This is a genomic window from Streptomyces sp. NPDC025784, from assembly GCF_055558435.1.
Map to the genome: position 1 here is coordinate 175,580 of NZ_JBVHMN010000020.1, position 22,804 is coordinate 198,383.

At 72.2% G+C, this 22,804-nt stretch carries 22 protein-coding genes and 2 pseudogenes; 18 read left to right on the forward strand and 6 right to left on the reverse strand.

What is annotated here, in order from left to right; translation table 11 throughout:
* Positions 1 to 84: 84 nt before the first annotated feature.
* From ACZ4IF_RS35375 to ACZ4IF_RS35385, 3 genes and pseudogenes are all read right to left on the reverse strand, one after another.
* The gene (locus ACZ4IF_RS35375; RefSeq protein ID WP_359496080.1) at positions 85 to 435 is read right to left on the reverse strand and encodes a VOC family protein; all 351 of its coding nucleotides are present in this window, start codon (positions 433 to 435) and stop codon (positions 85 to 87) included.
* A 178-nt stretch (positions 436 to 613) separates the two neighbouring features.
* Positions 614 to 1,264, reverse strand: a pseudogene (locus tag ACZ4IF_RS35380) (LacI family DNA-binding transcriptional regulator); the annotation flags it as partial.
* Between the two features lie 177 nt (positions 1,265 to 1,441).
* Positions 1,442 to 1,837, reverse strand: coding sequence for a hypothetical protein (locus ACZ4IF_RS35385; protein ID WP_467570477.1), 396 nt, complete (start codon positions 1,835 to 1,837; stop codon positions 1,442 to 1,444).
* A gap of 75 nt (positions 1,838 to 1,912) precedes the next feature.
* Here ACZ4IF_RS35385 and ACZ4IF_RS35390 point away from each other — a divergent pair, with 75 nt between their 5' ends.
* The 13 genes from ACZ4IF_RS35390 to ACZ4IF_RS35450 all read left to right on the forward strand — a co-directional run bounded on the left by ACZ4IF_RS35390 (position 1,913) and on the right by ACZ4IF_RS35450 (position 14,695).
* Complete coding sequence (locus ACZ4IF_RS35390; protein ID WP_467570479.1) at positions 1,913 to 3,424, forward strand: FAD-binding oxidoreductase; 1,512 nt, start codon at positions 1,913 to 1,915, stop codon at positions 3,422 to 3,424.
* Positions 3,425 to 3,694: 270 nt separating this feature from the next.
* The gene (locus ACZ4IF_RS35395) at positions 3,695 to 3,982 is read left to right on the forward strand and encodes a winged helix-turn-helix domain-containing protein (RefSeq protein ID WP_467570567.1); all 288 of its coding nucleotides are present in this window, start codon (positions 3,695 to 3,697) and stop codon (positions 3,980 to 3,982) included.
* Positions 3,983 to 4,037: 55 nt separating this feature from the next.
* Positions 4,038 to 4,982, forward strand: a complete 945-nt coding sequence (locus ACZ4IF_RS35400; protein WP_467570570.1) for an SMP-30/gluconolactonase/LRE family protein — start codon at positions 4,038 to 4,040, stop codon at positions 4,980 to 4,982.
* Positions 4,983 to 5,401: 419 nt separating this feature from the next.
* Positions 5,402 to 5,878 (forward strand): fluoride efflux transporter FluC, encoded by a 477-nt coding sequence (locus tag ACZ4IF_RS35405; protein WP_467570482.1) that lies wholly within the window; start codon positions 5,402 to 5,404, stop codon positions 5,876 to 5,878.
* Positions 5,875 to 6,054 (forward strand): hypothetical protein, encoded by a 180-nt coding sequence (locus ACZ4IF_RS35410; RefSeq protein WP_467570484.1) that lies wholly within the window; start codon positions 5,875 to 5,877, stop codon positions 6,052 to 6,054. The genes ACZ4IF_RS35405 and ACZ4IF_RS35410 overlap by 4 nt, the downstream gene beginning before the upstream one ends.
* Positions 6,051 to 6,425 carry a fluoride efflux transporter CrcB gene (crcB, locus tag ACZ4IF_RS35415; protein WP_359490644.1) on the forward strand — a complete coding sequence of 125 codons (375 nt, stop codon included), beginning with the start codon at positions 6,051 to 6,053 and terminating at the stop codon, positions 6,423 to 6,425. The genes ACZ4IF_RS35410 and crcB overlap by 4 nt, the downstream gene beginning before the upstream one ends.
* An 83-nt stretch (positions 6,426 to 6,508) precedes the next feature.
* Positions 6,509 to 7,345 (forward strand): undecaprenyl-diphosphate phosphatase, encoded by an 837-nt coding sequence (locus ACZ4IF_RS35420; RefSeq protein WP_359490642.1) that lies wholly within the window; start codon positions 6,509 to 6,511, stop codon positions 7,343 to 7,345.
* A 134-nt stretch (positions 7,346 to 7,479) separates the two neighbouring features.
* Positions 7,480 to 8,211 (forward strand): FadR/GntR family transcriptional regulator, encoded by a 732-nt coding sequence (locus ACZ4IF_RS35425; RefSeq protein ID WP_467570488.1) that lies wholly within the window; start codon positions 7,480 to 7,482, stop codon positions 8,209 to 8,211.
* A gap of 85 nt (positions 8,212 to 8,296) precedes the next feature.
* A complete protein-coding gene (locus ACZ4IF_RS35430) occupies positions 8,297 to 9,343 on the forward strand; it encodes an asparaginase (RefSeq protein WP_467570490.1) in 1,047 nt (348 codons plus the stop codon).
* A gap of 30 nt (positions 9,344 to 9,373) precedes the next feature.
* Positions 9,374 to 10,786 (forward strand): aspartate ammonia-lyase, encoded by a 1,413-nt coding sequence (aspA, locus tag ACZ4IF_RS35435; protein WP_467570493.1) that lies wholly within the window; start codon positions 9,374 to 9,376, stop codon positions 10,784 to 10,786.
* Between the two features lie 37 nt (positions 10,787 to 10,823).
* Complete coding sequence (locus ACZ4IF_RS35440) at positions 10,824 to 11,756, forward strand: glutaminase (RefSeq protein WP_467570496.1); 933 nt, start codon at positions 10,824 to 10,826, stop codon at positions 11,754 to 11,756.
* Between the two features lie 162 nt (positions 11,757 to 11,918).
* Positions 11,919 to 13,313, forward strand: a complete 1,395-nt coding sequence (gene mptB / locus ACZ4IF_RS35445; protein WP_467570499.1) for a polyprenol phosphomannose-dependent alpha 1,6 mannosyltransferase MptB — start codon at positions 11,919 to 11,921, stop codon at positions 13,311 to 13,313.
* Positions 13,310 to 14,695, forward strand: coding sequence for a glycosyltransferase 87 family protein (locus ACZ4IF_RS35450; protein WP_467570502.1), 1,386 nt, complete (start codon positions 13,310 to 13,312; stop codon positions 14,693 to 14,695). The genes mptB and ACZ4IF_RS35450 overlap by 4 nt, the downstream gene beginning before the upstream one ends.
* An 11-nt stretch (positions 14,696 to 14,706) precedes the next feature.
* Here ACZ4IF_RS35450 and ACZ4IF_RS35455 read toward each other — a convergent pair.
* The 3 genes and pseudogenes from ACZ4IF_RS35455 to ACZ4IF_RS35465 all read right to left on the reverse strand — a co-directional run.
* A pseudogene (locus ACZ4IF_RS35455) lies at positions 14,707 to 15,609 on the reverse strand (D-alanyl-D-alanine carboxypeptidase family protein); the annotation flags it as partial.
* Between the two features lie 90 nt (positions 15,610 to 15,699).
* Complete coding sequence (rho, locus tag ACZ4IF_RS35460) at positions 15,700 to 16,836, reverse strand: transcription termination factor Rho (protein ID WP_467570504.1); 1,137 nt, start codon at positions 16,834 to 16,836, stop codon at positions 15,700 to 15,702.
* Positions 16,837 to 17,532: 696 nt separating this feature from the next.
* Positions 17,533 to 17,982 (reverse strand): MarR family winged helix-turn-helix transcriptional regulator, encoded by a 450-nt coding sequence (locus tag ACZ4IF_RS35465; RefSeq protein WP_467570507.1) that lies wholly within the window; start codon positions 17,980 to 17,982, stop codon positions 17,533 to 17,535.
* A gap of 127 nt (positions 17,983 to 18,109) precedes the next feature.
* On the opposite strand from ACZ4IF_RS35465, the gene ACZ4IF_RS35470 reads away from it, so the two are divergent.
* The 5 genes from ACZ4IF_RS35470 to ACZ4IF_RS35490 all read left to right on the forward strand — a co-directional run bounded on the left by ACZ4IF_RS35470 (position 18,110) and on the right by ACZ4IF_RS35490 (position 22,781).
* Positions 18,110 to 18,940, forward strand: a complete 831-nt coding sequence (locus ACZ4IF_RS35470) for an alpha/beta fold hydrolase (RefSeq protein WP_467570510.1) — start codon at positions 18,110 to 18,112, stop codon at positions 18,938 to 18,940.
* A 76-nt stretch (positions 18,941 to 19,016) separates the two neighbouring features.
* On the forward strand, positions 19,017 to 20,276 hold the full coding sequence (locus ACZ4IF_RS35475; RefSeq protein WP_467570513.1) for a cytochrome P450 family protein: 1,260 nt from the start codon (positions 19,017 to 19,019) through the stop codon (positions 20,274 to 20,276).
* A gap of 167 nt (positions 20,277 to 20,443) precedes the next feature.
* Positions 20,444 to 21,181, forward strand: coding sequence for a nuclear transport factor 2 family protein (locus ACZ4IF_RS35480; RefSeq protein WP_467570516.1), 738 nt, complete (start codon positions 20,444 to 20,446; stop codon positions 21,179 to 21,181).
* On the forward strand, positions 21,178 to 21,519 hold the full coding sequence (locus tag ACZ4IF_RS35485) for a YciI family protein (protein WP_467570519.1): 342 nt from the start codon (positions 21,178 to 21,180) through the stop codon (positions 21,517 to 21,519). Before ACZ4IF_RS35480 ends, ACZ4IF_RS35485 begins: the two co-directional genes overlap by 4 nt.
* Positions 21,516 to 22,781: an RNA polymerase sigma factor gene (locus ACZ4IF_RS35490; protein WP_467570522.1), complete on the forward strand. Its 1,266-nt coding sequence runs from the start codon at positions 21,516 to 21,518 to the stop codon at positions 22,779 to 22,781. Before ACZ4IF_RS35485 ends, ACZ4IF_RS35490 begins: the two co-directional genes overlap by 4 nt.
* Positions 22,782 to 22,804: the final 23 nt, after the last annotated feature.

The window sequence follows — 22,804 nt, forward strand, 5'->3', positions numbered from 1 at the left end:
GTGCAACTAGTGCGGCTGCATTCAAGCGGTGGTTCCCGTGCCCGGCCTTCCACACCCGTGTTCCGGGCGTCCGGCGGCCGACGGTCAGGCGGCCGGATCCTGCACGAGCCCGATCAGGTTGCCGTCCGCGTCCTTCACGGAGGCGATGAGTTTGCCGCCGCCCACGTCCTGGACGTCCTGAAGGGTCTCCGCCCCGGCGTCGAGCAGCCCCTTCAGCGTCGCCTTGAGGTCGGAGACGTGCCAGTACGGAACCGGTCCCGTCATGCCCTTGGCGTGGCCGTTGGGATCGAGGCCGACCTCCTGCCCCGCGGTCCGGAAGCCCACGTAGTAGGCCTCGTCGGCGTAGGGGTCCACGCCGAGCAGTGCGGTGAACAGCGCCTTGGACTGCGTGAGGTCCTTGACGGGATAGACGATGGTCTTGAGACCGTCGGTCATGACGACTCCTTCGTGGTACGTGTCCTGCGTGGTGCCCGTGGCCTACGGGGGCGCTCCGAGCGCCGGCGGTGCTCCCGCCGACGCCTTCACGCTAGATCGCCGAAGTGCCGGGCGGCTTCTCGAATCCTGACCGGTCGCGCCGGGGCCGCGGAGCCGAATCCGGGCGCTACCGCCGGCGTCAGGTCGACTCGCGCCGCACCAGCTCCGTCGGCAGGATCACCGCCGCGGGATCCTCGCCCCCGATCTCGGCCGGCAGCACCCGCACCATCTCGGCGCTGATGCGGTCCCAGGTCCGGCGGATCGTGGTGAGGGCCGGGCTGGACGCGGTGGCGGCGGGGGAGTCGTCGAAGCCGCCCACGGCCACGTCCTCCGGGACCTGGCGGCCCGCCCGGTGCAGGGCGGTCAGCACACCCTGTGCCATCAGGTCCGAGGCGACGGACACCGCGTCCACGTCGGTTGCCTGCTCCAGGAGCCGCTCGGCCGCCGCCTCGCCGCCGGCCCGGCTGCAGTCTCCGGAGACGACGAGACGGTCGTCGGCCTCGACGCCCGCCTCGGACAGCACCTCCCGGTAGCCGGCCAGACGCTCGACGCCGCCCGGTGTGCCGAGCGGACCGGTCACGGTGCCGATCCGGCGCCGCCCGAGCGACAGCAGATGACCGACCATGTCGCGGGCGCCGTCCCGGTCGTCGGCGGCGACATAGCTGACCCTGGACCCCAGCCCGATCGGCTTGCCGCAGGCGACCATCGGCACCCCCGCCTCACGCAGCTCCTCGGCGACCGGGTCGCCGGAGTGGCTGGAGACCAGCAGCACCCCGTCGACATGGCCCGCACGAGGGCTCGGCGGCGAGGACGAAGAGGTCGTTCCGGTGTACGAACGCGGTCGCGTTCGGCGGTACCTCGTTGATCTCACCGCCGAGGGCGAGCATGGCGAACCCGGCTCCGTCCTCGTTGTTGCTGCCGGGCCACTCCAGCAGGCGCTCGGCTGCCGCGCCGACCTGCTGATCGGTCAGGAGGGTGCGGGAGTCCAGGATCGCCGGTTTGGTGGCAAAGCGATCGGTGTGGTGGCGCTCAGCAGTTCGCTCGCCTCACCGGGCGTGACCTGACGAACGGAAGCGCCGATGCGGTCGGATTCCTCGGTCGTGCCGATCTTGAGCAGCGGGTCGAGGACGGCGCGCAGTTCCTGGAAGGTGCCGTAGAACTGGCCGATCGCGTTGAGGTTGGCGTTCGCATGGATCTGCGTCCGGGTCGTCCCGCTGGTGCCGATGTCCAGAAGCCTCGGCCCGGTTCGCCGCCGCGCTGACGCTTCGTCCGGGCGAGGCTGACACGAGGGGCGGGGAGCGGCGGCATCGGACGCCTTGGTGCTGGTTGCGAGCGTGTCGGGACGGTTCCCCGCATGGGGCATTGCTACCGTCCACTTCGCCTAAATCATCTATAAAGAACCGATTTGCGCGTTCTGGTGGTCGAGAGGACATGAACCGTGAACGATTTCTCCCGTCGCGGACTGCTCAAGGCGACGGCCGTCGCCGGTGCCGGTGCGGTCGTCGTGTCGGGCGCCGCGGCAGCCGAAGCCCCCGGTGCGAGCGCTGTGACCGGCGCATCCGGGGGTGAGGGGTACGGGGCGGGGTGCGCGCCGGCGAAGCTGACCGGCCGGATCGTCCGCCCCGAGGACTCGGGATACACGGACGCGCGCCTCGGCTGGGACCAACTCTTCTCCCACTATCCGCTGGTCATCGTCTTCGCCCAGAACACCCACGACGTGGTCAACGCCCTGACGTGGGCGCGGCAGAACGACGTGGCGGTGCGGGTGCGGAGCGGTCGCCATGCCCTCGAGGGCTGGTCGAACGTGGACAACGGCCTCGTGATCGACATCAGCGACTTGAAGTCGGTGCATGTCGACACCAAGTCGCGTATCGCGACGGTCGGCGCCGGGCTCAACCAGGAGGAAGCGGTGACCACGCTCGCGAAGCAGAACTTCGCGGTGACGACAGGCACCGAAGGCAGCGTGGGCCTGTCCGGTGCCACGCTCGGTGGCGGATTCGGCTTCCTCACCCGCTGGCTCGGCATGGCCTGCGACAGCCTGGTGGGGGCCGAGATCGTCGTGCCGGCGGGCAAGGAGTGCGCCAGGGTGATCAAGGCGGACCTGAACCACAACTCGGACCTGCTCTGGGCGCTGCGCGGCGCGGGGAACGGCAACTACGGCATCGTCACATCACTGACCTACAGAGTGACTCCGCTGAGGAGCGTCACTTATCTCCAGGCGACGTGGCAGAACATCGACAACAACCTCCGCCCCATCTTCGAGGAATATCAGCGTACGGCACCGACCACCGACGCCCGCCTCGGAACCCAGCTCGAGATCCACCGGAACCAGATCTTCCTGTTCGGGGTTCTTCCCGAAGGAACGCCGGACGAGACGAAGAAGTTGCTGGACCCGATCCTGTCGATCGACACCCCGACGGTCACTACGCAGGTCGGCAACTGGGGCGACGTGTACTCGGGATTCCAGATTCCGATCGAGCAAGAACCGGCGAACTGGAAGTTCCACTCGCAGTTCACCAGGAAGCCGTTCCCGAGCGACGCGATCGGCATCGTCGACTCGTTCATCAAGAGCGCCCCGACCGATGACAGCAACTTCTTCGTCCAGGCTTTCGGCGGGAACGTGAGGAAGAGTCCCCGCGGCGGCACCGCCTTCCCGCACCGCGACGCGCTCTTCTACGCCGAACCCGGCGTCGGCTGGGGGAAGCGCAGCGACCAGCCGGGCGTCTGCGACCCGCTCACCTCGCAGTGCCAGGCCTGGATCGCCGAGTTCAGCCAGGCCCTGCGGACCTACGTGGACGGCGCCTACGTCAACGTGCCGAACATCGCGCAGCAGGACTGGGAAACCGCCTACTGGAGGAACAACTTCGACCGGCTCCGCAAGATCAAGGCGAAGTACGACCCCGACAACGTCTTCCAGTACGAGCAGAGCGTCCCGCCCGCGGTCTGCTGACCGATCACGGCCCGAGCCCCCTCCCGACAGGTGAGGGGGCTCAGCCGTGCCTGGCCCCCTCACCCATGAGGGGGCCAGGCACGGCGATGTTCGGCCACCGCTGCCGTCACGGCCCGGCCCCCGTGCGCGCCGGCCGGGCCGTGACGGCAGCGCAATGCGCCCTGCCGGGCCGTCCGCCCGATCGGCCCCGGCCAGAGAAGCGGAACGCCGTGCGTGCCGCCCCGTGCTGCGGGACAGTAGCGGGAGACCGCCGTGACGGAGGGGGACGAGATGCTGAGGGCTCCCGTCAGTGGACAACGTCTGGACATACTGGAGTGGTTGCGGGACCCCGTCGCGCACTTCCCGGTACAACGCCACGGCGACCTCGTCGAGGACGGCATCAGCCCGGAGGCCCTGGCCGCGAAGCTGGGCGTGAGCCGGGCGGTGGCGCGCACCCACCTCGATCTGCTCACGGGCGTCGGACTGCTGCGGGCGAAACGCGTCAGACGGCGCACCTTCTACAGCCGTGACGAGTACCGCATCGCCGAGGTCGGTCTTTTCTTCGAGAAGGGTTGGTAGGGGCGTGGGCGCGAAGTCGCAGCGGACGCAGGCGGCATGGCCGGAGGAGTCCCGTCTGGTGCCCCGGCGTTTCGTGCCGCTCGGCGGCCGAGGGCCGGAGGACGTGGTCGCCGACTCGCGGGGCCGGGTGCTCACCGGTCTGGAGGACGGCCGCATCGTCCGCGTCGAAGGGCTCGCGGACTCCGGCCGCACCCGCGTCCAGGTGCTGGCGGAGACGGGCGGCAGGCCGCTGGGCCTCGAACTCGTCACCGACGACGACCTGTTGGTGTGCGACGCCGAGCGGGGGCTGCTGCGCGTCGCGCTCGACGACGGCACGGTACGGGTCCTCGCCGACAGCGTGGCGGGCGAACCCCTGCGCTTCTGCAGCAACGTGACCGCGCTCTCCGACGGAACCGTCTGCTTCACCGTCTCCAGCCGCAGTCACCCGCTGGAACAGTGGATCGGCGACCTCGTCGAGCACACCGGAACGGGCCGGCTGCTGCGCCTGGCGCCGGGGGAGAAGGAGCCGGAAGTGCTCCTGGAGGGCCTCCAGTTCGCCAATGGGCTCGTCGCCGCGCACGACGAGACCTTCCTCGTCCTCGCGCAGACCGGGGCACGGCGGCTCACCCGCTACTGGCTCGGCGGTCCCAGGGAGGGCAGCGCCGAGACCCTCGTCGACGATCTGCCGGGCCAGCCCGACAACCTCTGGCGCGCCCCCGGCGGCCCGATCTGGGTGGCGCTCGCCGGACCCCGAGTCGCCCCGCTGGAACTGCTGCACCGGACAGGGCCCGCCGTGCGGCGCGCCGCCGCACGGATCGCGGTCCGCGCGCCGTTCCGTCCCCCGGGCACCATCGGCGCACTCGCGGTGGACGAGCAGGGTCATGTGCTGCACCACCTGGCCCGTCGCCGCTCCCGGTTCCGCATGGTCACCAGTGCCTGTGAGGCCGACGGCCGGCTGATCCTCGGGAGCCTGTGGGAGCGGGGGCTCGGCGTCTGTGACCTGCCCGCCGCGACGGAGTGATCCGCCGACGCGGGCGGCCGGGGCGGTGCCTGCCGCGCCAGGGGTGATCCGTCGAGACCCGGCGGCCGGGCGCCATGCGCGCCGTCATGGGGTGATCCGTCAGGTCCCGCCGGACATCAGGACCCTTCCCGCCGCGACGAGGTGATCCGTGGGCCTCGACGGCCGCCGACCTGTCCGACGGGAGGGAATGATCTCTCGGCTCCGGAAGGCCGGAGCCCTGTCGGGTGGTCATGGACCGGGCCTCGTGTGTGTGGACCGTCCTCCCGGCGTTAGGCTGTCCGGCGGTCGCGATCTTGCGTCGCGGCGCGGCGGTGGGGCCCGCCGTACCCGAACCGTGGCACCGCTGCCGCCAACGGTCCCTACTTGCGACGAAGTGCGCCCGGAGCCGTCCGGGCCCGGCGAGTAGGAGAAGTGCGCCCATGGCAGCCCCACGTCCCGAACGAGTCGAGGAGCCCGGCGCTCCCGTGCGCACGCCCGCGCGGACGGCGTCCCCCTGGCAGGGCCAGGGGCCGGTCGTCGCGATCGTCGCCCTCGGCGGCGCGATCGGCGCGACCACGCGCTACGGCGCCGCACGCCTGTGGCCCGCCGAGACGGCCGGGTTCCCCTGGACCACGTTCTGGGTGAACGTTCTCGGCTGTGCCGTGATGGGCGTCTTCATGGTCCTCATCACCGACGTGTGGGCGGCCCACCGGCTGGTGCGCCCCTTCTTCGGCACCGGGGTCCTCGGCGGATTCACCACCTTCTCGACGTACGTCGTCGACATCCAGAGACTCGTCGACGGGGGGCGCCCCTGGACCGGGTTCGGCTACCTCGTCGCGACGTTGTTCGCGGCGCTCGCCGCGGTCCGGCTCGCCGGGGCGATGACCCGCCGCACCGTGGCGGGGAGGCGGCGATGAGGGGGCGGACGGCCGATGCCCTGCGCGTGACGGTCCTCACCGGCGAGCACGACACCCTCCACCTCGAGCCGCCGTTCCCGACGCGGCTCGAAGAGATCGCCACCGGCGGACGGATCGTCCGCGTCGACCACGAGATCGTCCTTCTCGGGGGCGGGGAAGGTGAGAAGTCGTTGTGAACTGGCTGCTGGTGATCATGGGGGCCGCGGTCGGCGCACCCTTGCGCCATCTGACCGACCGGGCGGTCCGGGCGAAGCACGACTCGGTCTTCCCGTGGGGCACCCTCGTCGTCAACCTGACGGGCTCCCTCGTCCTGGGGCTGCTGACCGGCGCCGCCGCCGCGGGGCACGCCTCGCCGCACCTGCAACTGCTGATCGGCACGGGCCTGTGCGGCGCGCTGACCACCTACTCGACGTTCTCGTACGAGACGGTGCGGCTGACGGAGACGGGGGCGGGGTTCTACGCTGCGGCCAACGTGATCGTGAGCGTGACGGCCGGTCTGGGCGCGGCGTTCGCCGGGGTCTCGTTTGCGCAAGCTTTGTGGATGTAGGTGCCGGGCGTCGCCGAGGATAGGTCGGAGTGCGCCGTGTACCGTCTACAGCACTGTCGACCAACTCCTCAGAACTGGATCCCATGAGCGTCATCAACGTCGGTCAGGCCGTCGTCCTCGGAGCCGTCGAGGGGGTCACCGAGTTCCTCCCCGTCTCCTCGACCGGTCACCTCAAGATCACCGAAGGCCTGATGGGCATCCCCGTCGACGACGACGCCGTCGTCGGGTTCTCCGCGGTCATCCAGGTCGGCGCGATCGCCGCCGTGCTCGTGTACTTCTTCAAGGACATCGTGCGGATCGTCTCCGCCTGGGGGCGCGGCCTGCGGAACAAGGAGGAGCGGCAGCACCACGACTACAAGTTCGCCTGGTGGGTCATCTACGCGACGATCCCGATCGTCGTCGTGGGCCTCGCCGCCAAGCCGCTGATCGAGGGCCCGCTCGCCTCGCTCTGGGTCGTGGCGGCCTCGCTGATCGTCGGCAGCGGTGTGATGTGGGCCGCGGACCAGATGGGGCGGCACAAGCGGGGTGAGGACGACACCTCCTTCAAGGACGCCATGCTGGTCGGCAGCTCGCAGATCCTCGCCCTGCTCTTCCCGGGCTTCTCCCGTTCGGGCGCCACGATGTCCACGGCGCTCATCCTGGACCTGGACCGCGTGGCGGCCACCCGCCTCTCCTTCTTCCTCGGCATCCCGGCCCTGACCGGCGCCGGCCTGTACGAGCTCAAGGACGCCCTGGGCGCGGGCGTCGGCGCCGCCCCGCTGGTCGTCGGCACCGTCGTGTCCTTCGTGGTCGCCTACGCCTCGATCGCCTGGCTGCTGAAGTTCGTCGCCAAGCACTCCTTCAACGCGTTCGTGATCTACCGGCTGGTCATCGGTGTGCTGCTGTTCGGGCTGCTGACCACCGGGGCTCTCGACAGCTGAGTCCACAGGCCTCCGGATCAGGGGGTGTGAGGCCGGCTCTCCGGCTTCACACCCCCTGATCCGTTTCGCCTCACGCCGGGCTCGCCTCGCCCGCCGCTTGACAGCGCGCCTCCGTCCCACGGATCATCGCCACCGTGAACCTGTCAGACAGCCAGACAGGTGGCTCGGTACCGCGGCGCGTCAGCGCCATGGAAGCGGTGCTCACCCACCTCCGCGACGCCATCGAGCGCGGCGACTACGCCATCGGCGACAAACTCCCCTCCGAGGCGGAGCTGTGCCGCCGCCTCGAAGTCAGCCGACCCGTGCTGCGCGAAGCCCTGCGGGCCCTGCAGGTCATGGGCCTGACCGTGTCGCGCACCGGCAAGGGCACCTTCGTCGTCGCGAGCGCGGTCGAGGACCCCACCTTCGGCGACTACGCGGCGAGCGACCTGCTCGAAGTGCGCCGGCACGTCGAGATCCCCGTCGCCGGATACGCGGCCGTCCGACGCACCCCGGAGAACCTCGACCACCTCGCCCACCTCCTCGGACGGATGGAAAGGGAGACCGACACCACCGCGTGGGTCGCGATGGACACGATCTTCCACATCGCCGTCGCCGAGGCGTCGCAGAACCCGGTCTTCCGCCGGGTCATCGAGGAGATCCGGGACGCTCTGGCCCGCCAGTCGGCGTTCCTGAACGAACTCGGCGGCCGGCGCGAGCAGTCCAACCGCGAGCACCGCGCGATCGTCGAGGCTCTGATCGACGGTTCCGAGCGCGACGCCGTCCAGGCGATGTCCCACCACCTCGACCGCGTCGAGACCACCCTCACCTCCATCGTGCGCCCGGAGGCCGCGGACCCGGCCACGGAAGGCGGACCCCGGACGTGAGCGAGCAGGACCCGCGAGCAGTACCGCAGCACGGCGCCCCCGCCCCGACGGCGCGGCCCGCCGCGATACCCGAAGGAGCCGACGCGTGAACCGGGCCCTGACCCACCCGCCCCTGACCCACCCCGCCCGGCCCGCCGCGGCCCCCTCCGTGCGCGAACCGCTGCACGCCCCCGTCGCCCACCTCGTACGCGGCGGTGTGATCGAGGGCATCCACTACGGATCCGTGGTCGTCCTCGCCGCCGACGGCGGCGTGGAACTCCAGATCGGCGACATCGAGGCCGCCTTCTACCCCCGGTCGGCGCTCAAGCCCGTCCAGGCCGTGGCCATGCTGCGGGCCGGACTGCCCCTGGACGGCGAACTTCTCTCGCTGGCCGCCGCCAGCCACTCCGGCGAAGAACGCCACCTCGCCGGGACCCGGCGCGTCCTGGAACTCGCCGGACTGCCCGAGGACCGGCTGTGCAACGTCCCCGACCTGCCCTTCGACCCCGTCGTGCGGGAAACCTGGGTCCGCGAGGGGCGCATGCCCTCGCGGCTCGCCCAGAACTGCTCGGGCAAGCACGCGGCCATGCTCTTCACCGCCCGCCTCAACGGCTGGCCGCTCGACGACTACCTCGACCCCGCGCACCCGCTCCAGCGGACGATCGCGGAGACCGTCGAGGACCTCACCGGCCAGGCCGTCGCCCGCACCACCGTCGACGGCTGCGGCGCGCCCCTGTTCTCCGTCTCGCTGCACGGGCTGGCCCGCGCCGCAGCCCGGATGACCACCGCTGCGCCCGGCACCCCCGAGGCAAGGGTCGCCGACGCCATGCGGGAGCACGCCGAGATGGCCTCCGGAGCCGGCCGCGACGTCGCCGCGCTGATGCGTGCCGTGCCCGGCCTGCTCGCCAAGGACGGCTTCGAAGGAGTACAGGTCGCCGCGCTGCCGGACGGCCGGGCCGTCGCCGTGAAGATCGCCGACGGCGCCGACCGGGCGCGTGTCCCGGTGACCGCCGCCGCCCTGGCGCGCTGCGGGGTCGACCCCGCAGCGCTCACCGAGTTCGCGGGCGCGCCGCTCCTCGGCGGGGGCGAGGTGGTCGGGAGCGTCCGGCCGGCCCGCGCCCTCGACCCGCTCACGCACCCCACGTCCGCCTGAACAACCGCTCCCGGAAGAGGACGCACAGCCATGACCGGCGCAGCCCAGCGCAGCGAACACGACCTGCTCGGAGACCGTGACGTCCCCGCCGACGCGTACTGGGGCATCCACACCCTGCGCGCCACGGAGAACTTCCCCGTCACCGGCACCCCGATCTCCGCCCACCCGCACCTGATCGACGCCCTCGCCGCCGTCAAGGAGGCCGCCGCCCGCGCCAACGAGGAACTCGGGCTGCTGGAACCCCGCAAGGCGGCGGCCGTCGTCGCCGCCTGCCGCGAGATCCGGGACGGCATGCTGCACGACCAGTTCGTCGTCGACGTCATCCAGGGCGGCGCCGGCACCTCGACCAACATGAACGCCAACGAGGTCGTCGCCAACCGGGCCCTCGAACTGCTCGGACACGCCAAGGGCGAGTACGCCCACCTCCACCCCAACGAGGATGTCAACCTCGGCCAGTCGACCAACGACGTCTACCCGACCGCCGTCAAGATCGCGACCGTGTTCGCGGTGCGCGGGCTGCTCGAAGCGATGGCCGTCCTCCAGGACACCTTCGCGGCCAAGGCCGTCGAATTCCGCGACGTGCTGAAGATGGGGCGGACCCAGCTCCAGGACGCGGTGCCCATGACGCTGGGCCAGGAGTTCTCGGCGTACGCGGTGATGATCGAGGAGGACCGGGGCCGGCTCGCCGAGGCCGTCGAGCTGATCCACGAGATCAACCTCGGTGCCACCGCCATCGGGACCGGCCTCAACGCCCCCGCAGGCTACGCGGAGTCGGTGCGACGCCATCTCTCGGACATCACCGGACTGCCGCTGGTCACCGCCGCCAACCTGGTCGAGGCGACCCAGGACTGCGGTGCCTTCGTGCAGATGTCGGGAGTCCTCAAGAGGATCGCCGTCAAGCTCTCCAAGAGCTGCAACGATCTGCGCCTGCTGTCGTCCGGGCCGCGGGCCGGCTTCGGCGAGATCAACCTGCCGCCGGTGCAGGCGGGTTCGAGCATCATGCCCGGCAAGGTCAACCCGGTGATCCCCGAGGTCGTCAACCAGGTCGCCTTCCAGGTGATCGGCAACGACGTGACCATCACCATGGCCGCGGAGGCCGGACAGCTCCAGCTGAACGCCTTCGAGCCGGTCATCCTGCACGCGCTGTCGCAGAGCATCGCCCATCTGCGGGCCGCCTGCCTCACCCTCGCGGAGCGATGCGTCGCCGGGATCACCGCGAACACCGAGGTGCTGCGCGCGGCGGTGGAGAACTCCATCGGCCTGGTCACGGCGCTCAACCCGTACATCGGCTACACCGCGGCCACCGACATCGCCAAGGAGGCCCTCGCCACCGGACGCGGTGTGGCCGAACTCGTCCTGGAGAAGGGGTTGTTGCCCGCCGAACGGTTGGAGGCCCTGCTGCGTCCCGAGGTCGTCGCCGGCAGCGCCGCCCCGGCCGCCTGAACCCGGGAAAGAGCGCCTGGACCGGACCGGAGGCACAATGGCGATCATGAGCTCGCCCCTGACGTTCCAGCCGGTGCTGGAACGGATCGCCGAGGACATCGAGCGGACCCCCGGCCGCGGCCGGCCCGCCGACTACATTCCGGCCCTGGCCGCCTGCGACCCGCGCCGCTTCGGCATGGCCGTCGCGGAGCTGGACGGCACGGTGTACGGCGTGGGGGACTGGCGGCAGCCGTTCTCCACGCAGTCCATCACCAAGGTCTTCACCCTGGCGCTCGACCTGGCCCGGGAGGGCGACGCCCTGTGGGAGCACGTCGGCCGGGAGCCCTCCGGCAATCCGTTCAACTCCCTGGTCCAACTGGAGTACGAGAACGGCATACCGCGCAACCCGTTCATCAACGCGGGCGCCCTCGTCGTCACGGACCGGCTGCAGACCCAGACGGGTGACGCCGCCGCCGCGCTGCTCGACTTCCTGCGCGCGGAGAGCGGCAACGCGGACCTCACCTTCGACAGGGAGGTCGCCTCCTCGGAAGCCGCGCACGGAGACCGCAACGCCGCCCTCGGCCACTTCATGGCGTCCTACGGCAACGTCGACAACCCGGTGCCGGTGCTGCTGAAGCAGTACTTCCAGCAGTGCTCGATCGAGGCGTCCTGCGCCGACCTCGCGCTGGCCACCGGGTTCCTCGCCCGGCACGGCATCCGCGCCGACGGCACCCGGCTGCTCACCCGCAGCCAGGCCAAACAGGTCAACGCGGTGATGCTGACCTGCGGCACGTACGACGCGGCGGGCGACTTCGCCTACCGGGTCGGCCTGCCGGGCAAGAGCGGCGTCGGCGGCGGCATCATCGCGGTGGTGCCGGGCCGGTGCACGCTCTGTGTCTGGAGCCCGGGTCTGGACGAGCGGGGCAACTCGGTGGCCGGCGTCGCGGCACTGGACCGCTTCACGACGCTGACGGGGCTCTCGGTCTTCTGAGACGTCCGTCGCCCCGGCGACCACGCGTGGCTCTCGGCCCGGCGTCCGCGCGTGGGTTCCGGCGTCCGTCGACCACGCGGCGGTCACACACCGGCCCCCGCCCGGAAGGAGTCACGTCGCTCCCCGGCCACCTCGCGTTGCCACGCTTCCCGAGTGCTGGCCATGGCTTTTCCCGTCGATCTCCGCCGCTGTCAGGCTCTCGGCCTGGCCGGTTCCGCCTTCCTCGCGCTGGGCGGTGAGACGGCCGGGGCACTTCGCGCGCGGGACCTGCTCGCCCCCGAGTCCGCGCGTGCCGTACTCGGTCTGGTCGGCGTCTACTTCGGAGTCGTCCTGCTGATCGCCGCCTGGGTGCTGCTCGGTACCGTCGTACGCGGTCCCCGCCCGCCGACTCCCCGCTCCCTGCTGCTGGTGCTGGCGGTGTGGGCGGCGCCGTTGCTGCTGGCGCCACCGCTGTTCAGCAGGGACGTGTACAGCTATCTCGCGCAGGGCGCCATGGTCGACGCGCACATCGACGTCTACGCGCACGGGCCCGCCCAGCTCGGTGGGCCGCTCGCCGACGAGGTGGCACCGCTGTGGCAGCAGACCACCACCCCGTACGGCCCGGTCTTCCTCGCGGTCGCCTCCGCCCTGTCCGGACTGACCCGCGGCGAGGTGCCGGCGGGGCTGCTCGGCATGCGGCTGGTCGCCCTGCTCGGCGTGGCCCTGATGGCGGCGGCGCTGCCCCGCCTCGCCCGGCACAGCGGCGCCGATCCCGCCGCGGCGCTCTGGCTGGGGGCGCTCAACCCGCTCGTCCTGCTCCACCTGGTGGCCGGTGCGCACAACGACGCCATCATGCTCGGCCTGCTCGGCATGGGGCTGGTCGCCGCCCGCGGCCGGTGGCACGTCCTCGGTGTCGTCCTGGTCACCCTGGCGGCGCTGGTGAAGGCTCCCGCGGCCCTCGGCCTGCTGGCCGTCGTCGCGCTGCGCGGACGGCGGGGCGTGGCACGGTCGACGTCGACCACGGCAGTCGTCGCCCTGGCCACGACGGTGGCGGCGACCGCGGTGGCCGGTACGGGCTACGGCTGGATAGCGGCACTGAAGACCCCCGTCTCCCCGCACAACTGGGCGCTCACCAGCGTCCTCGGCCGCGCCACCGGGGCCGTGCTGCAGCAACTGGGGAGCGGCCTCGCCCCGCTCGCGCTGCCCCTCTGGCACGCGGCCGGCCTCGCGGTGACCGTGCTGGTGGTGCTGTTCATATGGCTGCGGCTGCGCCCCGGCCCGGTCTACGCGCTGGGGCTGAGCCTGGCGGCGGTGGCCGTGTTCGGGCCGGCCGTGCGGCCCTGGTACGCGCTGTGGGGCCTGTTCCTCATCTCCGCGGCGGCACCGGACGGTTCGGTGCGCTCGCGGGTGGCGGCCGCCAGCGCGGTGCTGGCGCTGGCGGTGCTGCCGAGCGGGGGCCCGCCCGACACCGCCCAGGTCGTCCTGGCCTTCTCCGGCGGCGCACTCGCCCTGGTGGTGCTCTGGCACGCACACCAGGCGACGCAGGCAAGGACACCGATACTGGAGCGGACGGCATGAGAGCACCGGTCACCGACCGCGGGCGGCTGCTGTGCCTGCTCGCACTCGCCGTCGCCGTCGGCGTGTTCACCGCCACGGTGCCGCTCCTGCGCGGCTGGTTCGACCTGCGCGTCTACTACGGGACGGTCGACACCTGGGTCCACCACGGCGGCCGGATCTACGACTACCGGGTGCCGGGGACGGCGTACGGCTTCACCTACCCGCCGTTCGCCGCGGTCGGCATGCTGCCGATGGCGCTGGTGGGGCTGCCCACCGCGATCGTCGTGGGCCTGGCCCTCAACCTGGCGGCGCTGGCCTTCGTGGTGTGGGTGCTGGTCGGACCCGCGCTGCGCCGCTACGGCTGGTTCGGCTTCGCCGTGGCGGCCTGCCTGCTGGCCCTGTTCGAACCGGTCCGCGACACGTTCAGCTTCGGCCAGGTCAATCTCCTGCTCCTCGCCCTCGTGCTGAGCGACGCCTGGCTGCTGTCCACCGGCCGGGGCCGCCGGGCGGGCGTCGGCACCGGTCTGGCCGCGGCGGTCAAGCTCACTCCCGCACTCTTCATCGGCCTGCTCCTGCTCGCCCGCCGCCCGCGCGCGGCCGGGGTGGCCACGGCGGTCGCCGCGGCGGCCACCGCCCTGGCGGCCTGGATCGCACCGGACGCCTCGCGCTTCTACTGGACCGACGCGCTGTGGGACACCGATCGCATCGGCCGTCTCGGCTATGTCTCCAACCAGTCGTTGCAGGGCGTCCTGGCCCGCCTCGCCGCGCCGGACGAGCCGAGCAGGGCCGTCTGGGCGATCGTCGCCCTGCTGGTGATGTGCGTATGGGCGTGGCGGACCACCCGGGCCCTGGCCGGGAGCGACTGGACGGCCGCGTTCGCTCTCACCGGGCTCACCGCGTGCCTCGTCAGCCCGATCACCTGGGTGCACCATCTCGTCTGGCTGCTCCCGTCCTTCGCCGTGCTGCTACACCGGCGCCGCCTGCGTGTCGCGGGTGCGCTCTACGCGGTGCTGTGCAGCAGCATGGTGTGGCTGTGGTTCGACGACGCCTCTGGTCTCGACGGGTTCCTCGGCAGCAACACGTACACGTGGATCACCCTCGGGCTGCTGCTGTGGCTGCCCGTCGGTCAGCCGCGGGCCGAACGGGCTGCCTTGAGACGCAGGGCCAGGGCCACGCCCCCGGCACCGAGCCCGGCAGCGCCGGCGATCCCCGCGGCGTCCGGCCAGCTCGTCCCGTCGTCCTGCGGCGACGCCGGGGCGGCCGGCCGTGCGGAGGGTCCCGCCGCGGGCACACCCCGGGTGTCGATCAGCGAACCCACCGGTTCGACGTGCCCGGACGCCTTGAACCCCCAGTCGAGCAGCGAGCGCGCCTCCTCGTACACGGCGAACCCGTCGCCTTCCTGAGGGTTCATCACGGTGACGATGAGGGTGCGCTCGCCGTGCCGCGCGGCGGCGATGAGGGTGTTGCCCGCGTTGGAGGTGTAGCCGTTCTTGATGCCGATGAGGCCCGGGTACGGGTCGACCCCGTCGGCCCCGGTCAGCAGGCGGTTCGTGTTCTCGATCCGGTACGGGTAGCCGTCCCCGGGGAACATGGCCTGCGCGGTGGAGCAGTACCGCGCGAAGTCCGCGTTGCGCAGTCCGGCCCGTCCGAAGACAGCGAGGTCGTAGGCGGAGGAGACCTGGCCCGGCGCGTCGTACCCGTCGGGGGAGACGACACGGGTGTCGAGCGCGCCGAGGGCCTTGGCCTTGGCCTGCATCCGGGCCGCCGTCGCCCGCCATCCACCGGTCATCGAGGCCAGCACGTGCACGGCGTCGTTCCCGGAGTTGAGGAAGACGCCGCGCCACAGGTCGGCCACCTTGTACGTGTGGCCGGCGTCGACGCCCACCAGGCTGCTGCCCTCGCCGACGTCCGCCAGTTCCGCCTCCTTCACGGTGTGCCGGATGCCGCTGGGCAGCGCCGGCATGACGGTGAGGGCGAACAGCGTCTTGAGGGTGCTGGCGGGCGGCAGCCTGCGGTGGGCGTTGTGCGCGGCGAGCACGTCGCCGGTGCGGGCGTCGGCCACCAGCCACGACAGCGCGGAGACGTCCTCGGGGACCTCGGGGGCACCTGCGTGTGGCCGCACGTGTGTCCCGGACCGGTACAGGGGCGGTGGCGACGCCGTCGGCCGGGCCGCGCCCGGGTCCGTGCCGATCCGGGCCTCTGCCGGACTCGGCGCGAGGGCCAGGGCTCCGACCACGCAGACGACGGAGCAGGAGACGGCGGCGCGGCAGGCGGCGGCCCGCGAGGCGGCGAGCCGGGGTGAGAATCCGATGGTCATACTGATCAACGTAGGAACCGAGCGGCCCTGGGCCCGGACGCCAGGCCCGAACGGCGGCAGCGAGTACCCGGATGGCACACGCGGGGAAGGTCAGGAGGGCAGGGTCGGCTGGACCCGCCGCAGGAAGGCCGCGTTGTCCGGGGTGGCCCGCAGCCGTTCCAGGAGGGTTTCGAGCCCGGCCTGGCCGTCGCGTGTGGCCAGGGCGCGGCGCAGGCCGCGTACGGCCGCCAATTCGGCGGCGGGAACGAGGAGTTCCTCGCGGCGGGTGCCGGACGGGGTGATGTCGACCGCCGGGAAGACACGCCGGGACGCCGGCTCGCGGTCCAGGCGGAGTTCCATGTTGCCGGTGCTCTTGAGCTCCTCGAAGAAGTAGCCGTCGGCGCGGGAGCCGGTGTCCACCAGGGCGGTGGCGAGGACGGTGAGCGAGCCGCCCTCCTCGGCGAGGCGTGCCGCGCCGAAGAACCGCTTGGGGCCGAGCACGGCGGCCGCGTCGACGCCGCCGCTGAGGGTGCGGCCACCGGAGGCGGCGGCATTGTTGTGCGCCCGGCACAGCCGGGTGAGGGAGTCCATCAGGAGGACGACGTCCTCGCCCTGCTCGACCAGCCGCTTGGCGCGTTCCATCACGAGTTCGGCGAGCGCGATGTGCTGCTTGGGGTTCTTGTCGAAGGTGGAGGCGTAGACCTCGCCGCGGACCGAGCGCCGCATGTCGGTCACCTCCTCGGGGCGCTCGTCGAGAAGCAGCACCATCAGCCGGCATTCGGGATGGTTGCCGGCGATCGCCGCGGCGAGCTGCTGGAGCAGCACGGTCTTGCCGGTCTTGGGCGGCGCGACGATCAGGCCGCGCTGGCCCTTGCCGACCGGTGCGACGAGGTCCATGACGCGTCCGGCCAGGCCGCTCGCCGGGTGTTCCAGACGGAGCCGGTCGCGCGGGTGCAGCGGGGTGAGGTCGCGGAAGTGGGGGCGGCGGCGCAGCTCCTGGGGCGTACGGCCGTTGACGCGCTCGACCTCGGCGAGCGCGCGGGCCGCGCCGCGTACGCCTTCGATCGTGTCACCCCTGCGCAGGCCGTGACGGCTGATGAGGGCGGGGGAGACCTGGAGGTCGGTGTTCGAGGGCAGGCAGTCCATGGCGCGCAGGTGCCCCTTCCCGCTGCCGTCGATGTCGAGGACACCGGTGACGGCCTGCGGCCGGGGCTGCTGCACAGGGGGGCGTTCGAGTGTGGTGGTCATGCGAGGTCCTTTCACGGACGAGGTGCATGGGACATGCGGGGAAGGGGGGAGAGGCCGCGGAGGAAGGCCGAGGGCCGGTGACGGCGCGCCTCGGCGCGGCGGGAACATCACCTCGCAGGCGGCGGGACGGAAACAGCCCGTGACCGCTTTCAGGAGGTGGTGCCGAGAAGCTGATCGGCCGGTCGTTCGCCGACGGGCGCGACAGCGGAGAAGGAGAAACTGACACCGGCGATCCGAAGGGGATCGCACATCGGTGCTGTTTCGGAGAGTACCACGCCTCACGCCGGTGCGGTCGGGACGCGGTGCGCGGGGCCCGTAGCGCCGGGGTTCGGCGGGAAGAACGCCGGAACGGCGGGAGTTCGTGTACGGCGAGTCGTCGACAGGGGGAAGGGCTGTCTTCCGTGCGCGCACGGCACGGTCGACGGAAGGTCAACTCCTCGCCGTCCAGGCACCAATGGCGCCGGGCGCACACTCCGGAGGTCGGCCGGCCCTCGGGTCGCGAGACGTCCCTGCCCGTCGGCCGGACCTCGGGCGGCCCGGTCCCCAGGACCGTCGAATCGCGGTAGGACGGGGCAGACCTGACGGGCCGATCGCGGAGGAGCTCGGCGCCGCGTCGGGCAGCCATCGGCTGCGGGGCAAGGCGGTGCCGGACGTCGGGTGGGCCGGTGGCCCGCGGGCGCGGGCCGGGGCGCCGTCTCAGCGCAGGCGTCCGAGCACCTTGGGCGACAGGCGTTCCGCCAGTTGTTCCAGGAGGGCGACCGTCTCCGCGACGGCCGCGGGGTCGTCGGTGCCGAGCGCGGCGCCGAGCGCCTCGTCGACCGGGGCCGCCGCGACCTCGGCCCGGCGGCCGGTGATCTCCGGGTTCTGCCGCAGCAGTGAGCGCCGGCGGTCGGCCGGGTCGGTCGTCGTGAGCACCGATCCCGCCTCCTTGAGCCGCGCGACGCACGCGGACACGGCGCTCTGGGGCAGCCCCGTGCGCGCGGCGACCTCGCCGACCGTCGTGTCCGGGTGGGCGTACACGTCGAGCATCACGATCAGCATGGACCGGGTGCTCGTGGACCGTCGGCCGGCCCCCTCGGTGGGGATGGCCTCCTCGCCGATCTTCATCAAGGTCCGGCCCAGGAGGAAGAGTTCCGCTCCGTTCATGACCGCCAGGTTACATCAGGAGTGATGCATCAAAATAGATCCATCAAACTTGATGCATCAGGAATGATGGATTAGCTTGGGGGAGCGCCACGGAACGAAGACGCACCCACCCCGACAGGAGCCCGCCATGAACGCCACGTCCGGAAAGCTTCAGGTCCCCGGTGCCACGCTGCACTACCAAGTGCGCGGCGAGGGGCCGCTGTTGCTCGTCTCGCAGAGCGGGGAGGGTGACGCCGACCGCAGCGACGCCATGGTCGGCCACCTCGTCGACACCTACACCGTCGTCACCTACGACCGCCGGGGGCTGTCCCGCAGCGTCATCGACGATCCGGCCCGCGGAGCCACGCTCGACGAGCACGTCGACGACGTGAACCGGCTGCTGGCCGAACTGGCCGACGAGCCCGCGCTCATGCTCGGCTGCAGCATGGGCGCCGTGATCGGGCTGCGCCTCGCACAGCGGCATCCCGGCCGACTGAGCGTTCTCGTCGCGCACGAGCCGGCCATACCGGGCCTGCTGCCCGAGGACGAACGCCTGTGCGCGCAAAGGGAACTGGACGACATGTGCACCGTCTTCCGCCGTGACGGCTGGATCGCCGGAGTGCGCAGAATCGGTGAGATCCTCGGCATCGACCCCGCCCGGCAGGAGACCGAACCGGGCGTCAGGACCGCCCCGTTGGACGCGTCCCGCGAGCCGAACTTCACCTTCTTCGTCGCGTACGACGCACCCACGATGACCCGGGCCGAGCTCCACCCGCACGAGATCCGCGCGCTCGCGGCGGGCCCGGTCCGCATCGTGCCCGCCGCCGGACGCAGCACCCCGCGGGCCGTGTTCGACTACCGGTGCGCGGAAGAACTGGCGGCCGGACTCGGCGCGGAGCTCGTCCACTTCCCCGGCGGCCACAACGGCAACCTCACCCATCCCCAGGGCTTCGCGGAGCGGCTGCGCACACTGCTGTGAGCAGGCAGAATCGAGGACCGTGCCGCCCCGGCGGCGCCGAACGGCCTCCAACTCGACGTCTCACAAGGAGAATCCGGTGGACACCTCGTCCGGCACGCCCCATCGTCTGGATCCCGCGGGCGGTTGCCCGCACGCCGACAACGCGCGGCTCCTCGCGCGGGGCGGCGTCGCGCCGGTCGTGCTGCCCGGAGACGTGGAGGGCATGGCCGTGCTCGGGCACGACGCGCTCAAGGAGTTCCTCGCGCACCCCGACGTCGCCAAGGGAGCCCGGCACTTCACGGCACTGCGCGAGGGCCGCATCACCCCCGGGTGGCCGCTGACGACCTTCGCCACCGTGCGGGGGATGACGACGGCCGACGGCGACGACCACCGGCGGCTGCGGTCACTGGTCAGCAAGGCCTTCACCGCCCGTCGTGTGGAGCGCATGCGCCCCTGGATCGAGGAGTTGACGGAGGGACTGCTCGACGACCTGGAGCGCGCGGCCCGCGACGGTGGGGGAGTCGCCGATCTGCGTCGGCACTTCGCGCTGCCGCTGCCGATGGGAGTCATCGGCGAACTGCTCGGTGTCGACGCCGAGTACCGGGACCGGCTGCACCATCTGTCGAACCAGGTGGTCGCCACCGACATCGCACCCGAGCAGGCCCTGGCCGCGAACCGTGAACTGGTCGGCGTACTGGCCTCGGTGGCCGAGTCGCGCGCCCAGCGGCCGGGCGACGACCTCACCAGCGCACTCATCGCCGCCCGGGACGAGGAGGGGGACCGGCTCGGTCACGAGGAACTCATCGGCACCCTGGTCCTGATGATCATCGCCGGGCACGAGACCACACTGAACCTCATCACCAACGCCGTACGGGCGTTGTGCGGACACCGCGACCAACTGGACCTGGTGGCACGCGGCGGGGCGGGCTGGGCCGACGTCGTCGAGGAGACCCTCCGCTGGGACGCCCCCGTCAGCTACTTCCCCTTCCGGTACCCCGTGCGGGACATGACGCTCGACGGCACCGTGATCCCCGCGGGCACCCCGGTCCTCGCCGGATACTCGGCCGCCGGGCGCGACCACGACGCGCACGGACCGGACGCCGACCGGTTCGACGTCACCCGTCCCCGACGCGCGGACGCCGCCCGGCACCTCTCCCTCGGGCACGGCGCCCACTACTGCCTCGGCGCCCCGCTCGCGCGCATGGAGGCGACCATCGCGCTGGAGCGGCTGTTCGCCCGCTTCCCCGGTCTCGACCTCGCCCTCCGGGAGGACGAACTCTCCCGTCACGCGAGCTTCGTGGGCAACAGCGTGCGAGAGCTGCCGGTGCGGTTCGAACCACCCTCCACCACGGCGTGACCGTCGAGCACGGTGTGAACCCCAGGACCGCCGAAGCGGCCCGGGCGAGAGGGCCGGCGCGGGGCTCACGACGCGAGGTCGGCAAAGTTGTCGCGCGGACGTTGTCGATGCGGCGCGTTCCCGTTCGTCGGTGGGACGCAGGAAGCTCACGAACACCGGGAGGAACCATGAAGTACATGCTGCTGGTCTGCGGCGACGACACCGCCGACGCGTCCGACATGGCACCCGTCGAACCCTGGGTGGAGGAACTGGGCGCCGAGCGCGGCGTACGGCTGCACGGCCACCGGCTGACCCTGCCCGCCGAAGCGGTCACCGTACGCGTCCGCGACGGCGAAGTCCTGCGCACCGACGGGCCGTTCGCCGAGACCAAGGAGTACGTCGCCGGATACGACATCCTCGAGTGCGACAGCCTGGACGAGGCGGTCGAGGCCGCCGCCAGGCACCCCGTGGCGACGATCGGCGCCATGGAGGTCCGCGCCTTCTGGGAGGACGAGGACGCCGAGGGCGAGATCCGGCGGCTCGACGCGGAACTCACCGCCGCCGCGCGCGAGCGGGACTTCGACCGGGCCATGGCCTGCTACGCGCCGGACGTCGAGGTCTTCCACCCCGTGTCCGGACTGGAACAGCGCGGGACCGAGGCTCTGCGCAAGGCCGAGGAACTCTGGTTCGCGACGCTGGCCGGGCCGGTGGAGCGCGAGGTGCTCGACTTCCGGGTCCGGGTCGACGAGAGCATCGCCTTCAGCCACGCCCTCGTGCGGATGCGCGCCGAACTGGTCACCGGCGACAGGCTGGACACCACCGCGCGCGTCACCACCGGCTACCGCGCGGCCGGCGACCGCTGGCAGATCGTCCACCAGCACACCTCGGTCCCGTTCGATTCCCCGGTCACCCAGGGCCGGCCGTGAAGTACGTGCTGTTCGCCTGCACGCCCGTCGACGGCGAGGAACAGGGCCCCGCCGAGGCCGCCCGCGACCCCCGCTTCGCCTCCTACGCCGACGAGGTGCGCGGGCACGGCGTCCCACGCAGCGGGGCGCGCCTGCGACCGCCCGCCGACGCCACCACCGTCCGCGTCCGCGGCGACGAAGTGCTGCTCGACGACGGGCCGTTCACCCGGTCCGAGCAGTACGTCGCGGGCTTCGACATCGTCGAGGCCGCCGACCTCGACGAGGCGATCGCGCTCGCCTCCCGGCACCCGGCCGCGCTGGACGGCGGCTCGGTCGAAGTGCGGCCGGTCTGGGAGTGAGCACGAACCCGCGGGCGCGAGACGTCGAGAGGGCGGTCGCGGACGCCTTCCGCGAGGAGTGGGGCCAGGTCGTCGCCACCCTGATCCGGGTGACCGGCGACTGGGACCTCGCCGAGGAATGCGCCCAGGACGCCTTCGCCCAGGCCCTCGACCGGTGGCGGCGCGACGGCGTGCCGCGCCGCCCCGGCGCCTGGCTCACCACGACCGCACGCCACCGCGCCCTGGACGTGCTGCGCCGGGAGGCGACCGGGGCACGGAAGCTGCGGGAGGTGGCCGTGCTGGCACGCGACGACGGGCCCTACGACCCGGAGTTCGAGGACCCGAGCGAAGTCGGCGACGACCGGCTGCGGCTGATCTTCACCTGCTGCCACCCGGCGCTGCCCATCGAGGCCCGGGTGGCGCTGACCCTGCGCACCCTCGCGGGACTGACCACGCCCGAGATCGCCCGCGCCTTCCTCGTGCCCGAAGCGACGATGGCGCAGCGCCTGGTCCGCGCCAAACGGAAGATCCGCAACGCGGGCATCCCCTACCGCGTGCCGCCCGCGCACCTTCTGCCCGAACGCATCACCGGCGTTCTCGGCGTGCTCTACCTGCTCTTCAACGAGGGGTACGTCGCCGGCGCAGGCGAGGACCTGGTGCGCAGGGACCTCTGCGCGGAGGCGATCCGGCTGGCCCGCGTACTGGCCCGGCTGATGCCCGACGAGCCCGAAGTGCTGGGTCTGCTCGCGCTGTTGCTGCTGCACGACGCGCGGCGGGACACACGCGTCGACGCGGCGGGCGACCTGGTGACGCTGGAGGACCAGGACCGGTCGGCCTGGGACCGGGCGGCGGTCGACGAGGGCGCGGCCCTGCTGGAGTCCGCGCTGCGCCGCGGGTGTCCGGGCGCCTACCAGATCCAGGCCGCCGTCGCCGCCTGCCACACCACGGCGGCCACCGCCGAGGAAACGGACTGGGCCGACATCGCGGCGCTCTACGGCGAGCTGCGGCGGTTCGTGCCGTCCGCCGTGGTCCGGCTCAACCGCGCGGTGGCCGTGGGCATGGCCGAGGGCCCCGAAGCAGGGCTCGCCCTGGTGGGCGAGCTGGAGGAGCAGGGCGAGCTCGCCGACTACCACCTGCTGCCCGCGGCCAGAGCGGACCTGCTGCGTCGTGCGGGCCGCCGCGCCGAGGCCGCGAACGCCTACGCCAGGGCGCTGGACCTGGTGGAGAACGACGCCGAGCGGCGCTTCTTGACGAAGCGGCTCGCGGAGTGTCGATCGGCGTAGGCGCCGTTCGTCGGTGGGGTGAC

Coding starts and splice junctions, on each gene's coding strand:
- ACZ4IF_RS35375 (WP_359496080.1), bottom strand. CDS start 435: ATGACCGACGGTCTCAAGACCATCGTCTATCCCGTCAAGGACCTCACG.
- ACZ4IF_RS35385 (WP_467570477.1), bottom strand. CDS start 1,837: ATGCCCCATGCGGGGAACCGTCCCGACACGCTCGCAACCAGCACCAAG.
- ACZ4IF_RS35395 (WP_467570567.1), top strand. CDS start 3,695: ATGCTGAGGGCTCCCGTCAGTGGACAACGTCTGGACATACTGGAGTGG.
- ACZ4IF_RS35405 (WP_467570482.1), top strand. CDS start 5,402: ATGGCAGCCCCACGTCCCGAACGAGTCGAGGAGCCCGGCGCTCCCGTG.
- ACZ4IF_RS35410 (WP_467570484.1), top strand. CDS start 5,875: ATGAGGGGGCGGACGGCCGATGCCCTGCGCGTGACGGTCCTCACCGGC.
- ACZ4IF_RS35420 (WP_359490642.1), top strand. CDS start 6,509: ATGAGCGTCATCAACGTCGGTCAGGCCGTCGTCCTCGGAGCCGTCGAG.
- aspA (WP_467570493.1), top strand. CDS start 9,374: ATGACCGGCGCAGCCCAGCGCAGCGAACACGACCTGCTCGGAGACCGT.
- ACZ4IF_RS35440 (WP_467570496.1), top strand. CDS start 10,824: ATGGCGATCATGAGCTCGCCCCTGACGTTCCAGCCGGTGCTGGAACGG.
- mptB (WP_467570499.1), top strand. CDS start 11,919: ATGGCTTTTCCCGTCGATCTCCGCCGCTGTCAGGCTCTCGGCCTGGCC.
- ACZ4IF_RS35450 (WP_467570502.1), top strand. CDS start 13,310: ATGAGAGCACCGGTCACCGACCGCGGGCGGCTGCTGTGCCTGCTCGCA.
- rho (WP_467570504.1), bottom strand. CDS start 16,836: ATGACCACCACACTCGAACGCCCCCCTGTGCAGCAGCCCCGGCCGCAG.
- ACZ4IF_RS35465 (WP_467570507.1), bottom strand. CDS start 17,982: ATGAACGGAGCGGAACTCTTCCTCCTGGGCCGGACCTTGATGAAGATC.
- ACZ4IF_RS35470 (WP_467570510.1), top strand. CDS start 18,110: ATGAACGCCACGTCCGGAAAGCTTCAGGTCCCCGGTGCCACGCTGCAC.
- ACZ4IF_RS35480 (WP_467570516.1), top strand. CDS start 20,444: ATGAAGTACATGCTGCTGGTCTGCGGCGACGACACCGCCGACGCGTCC.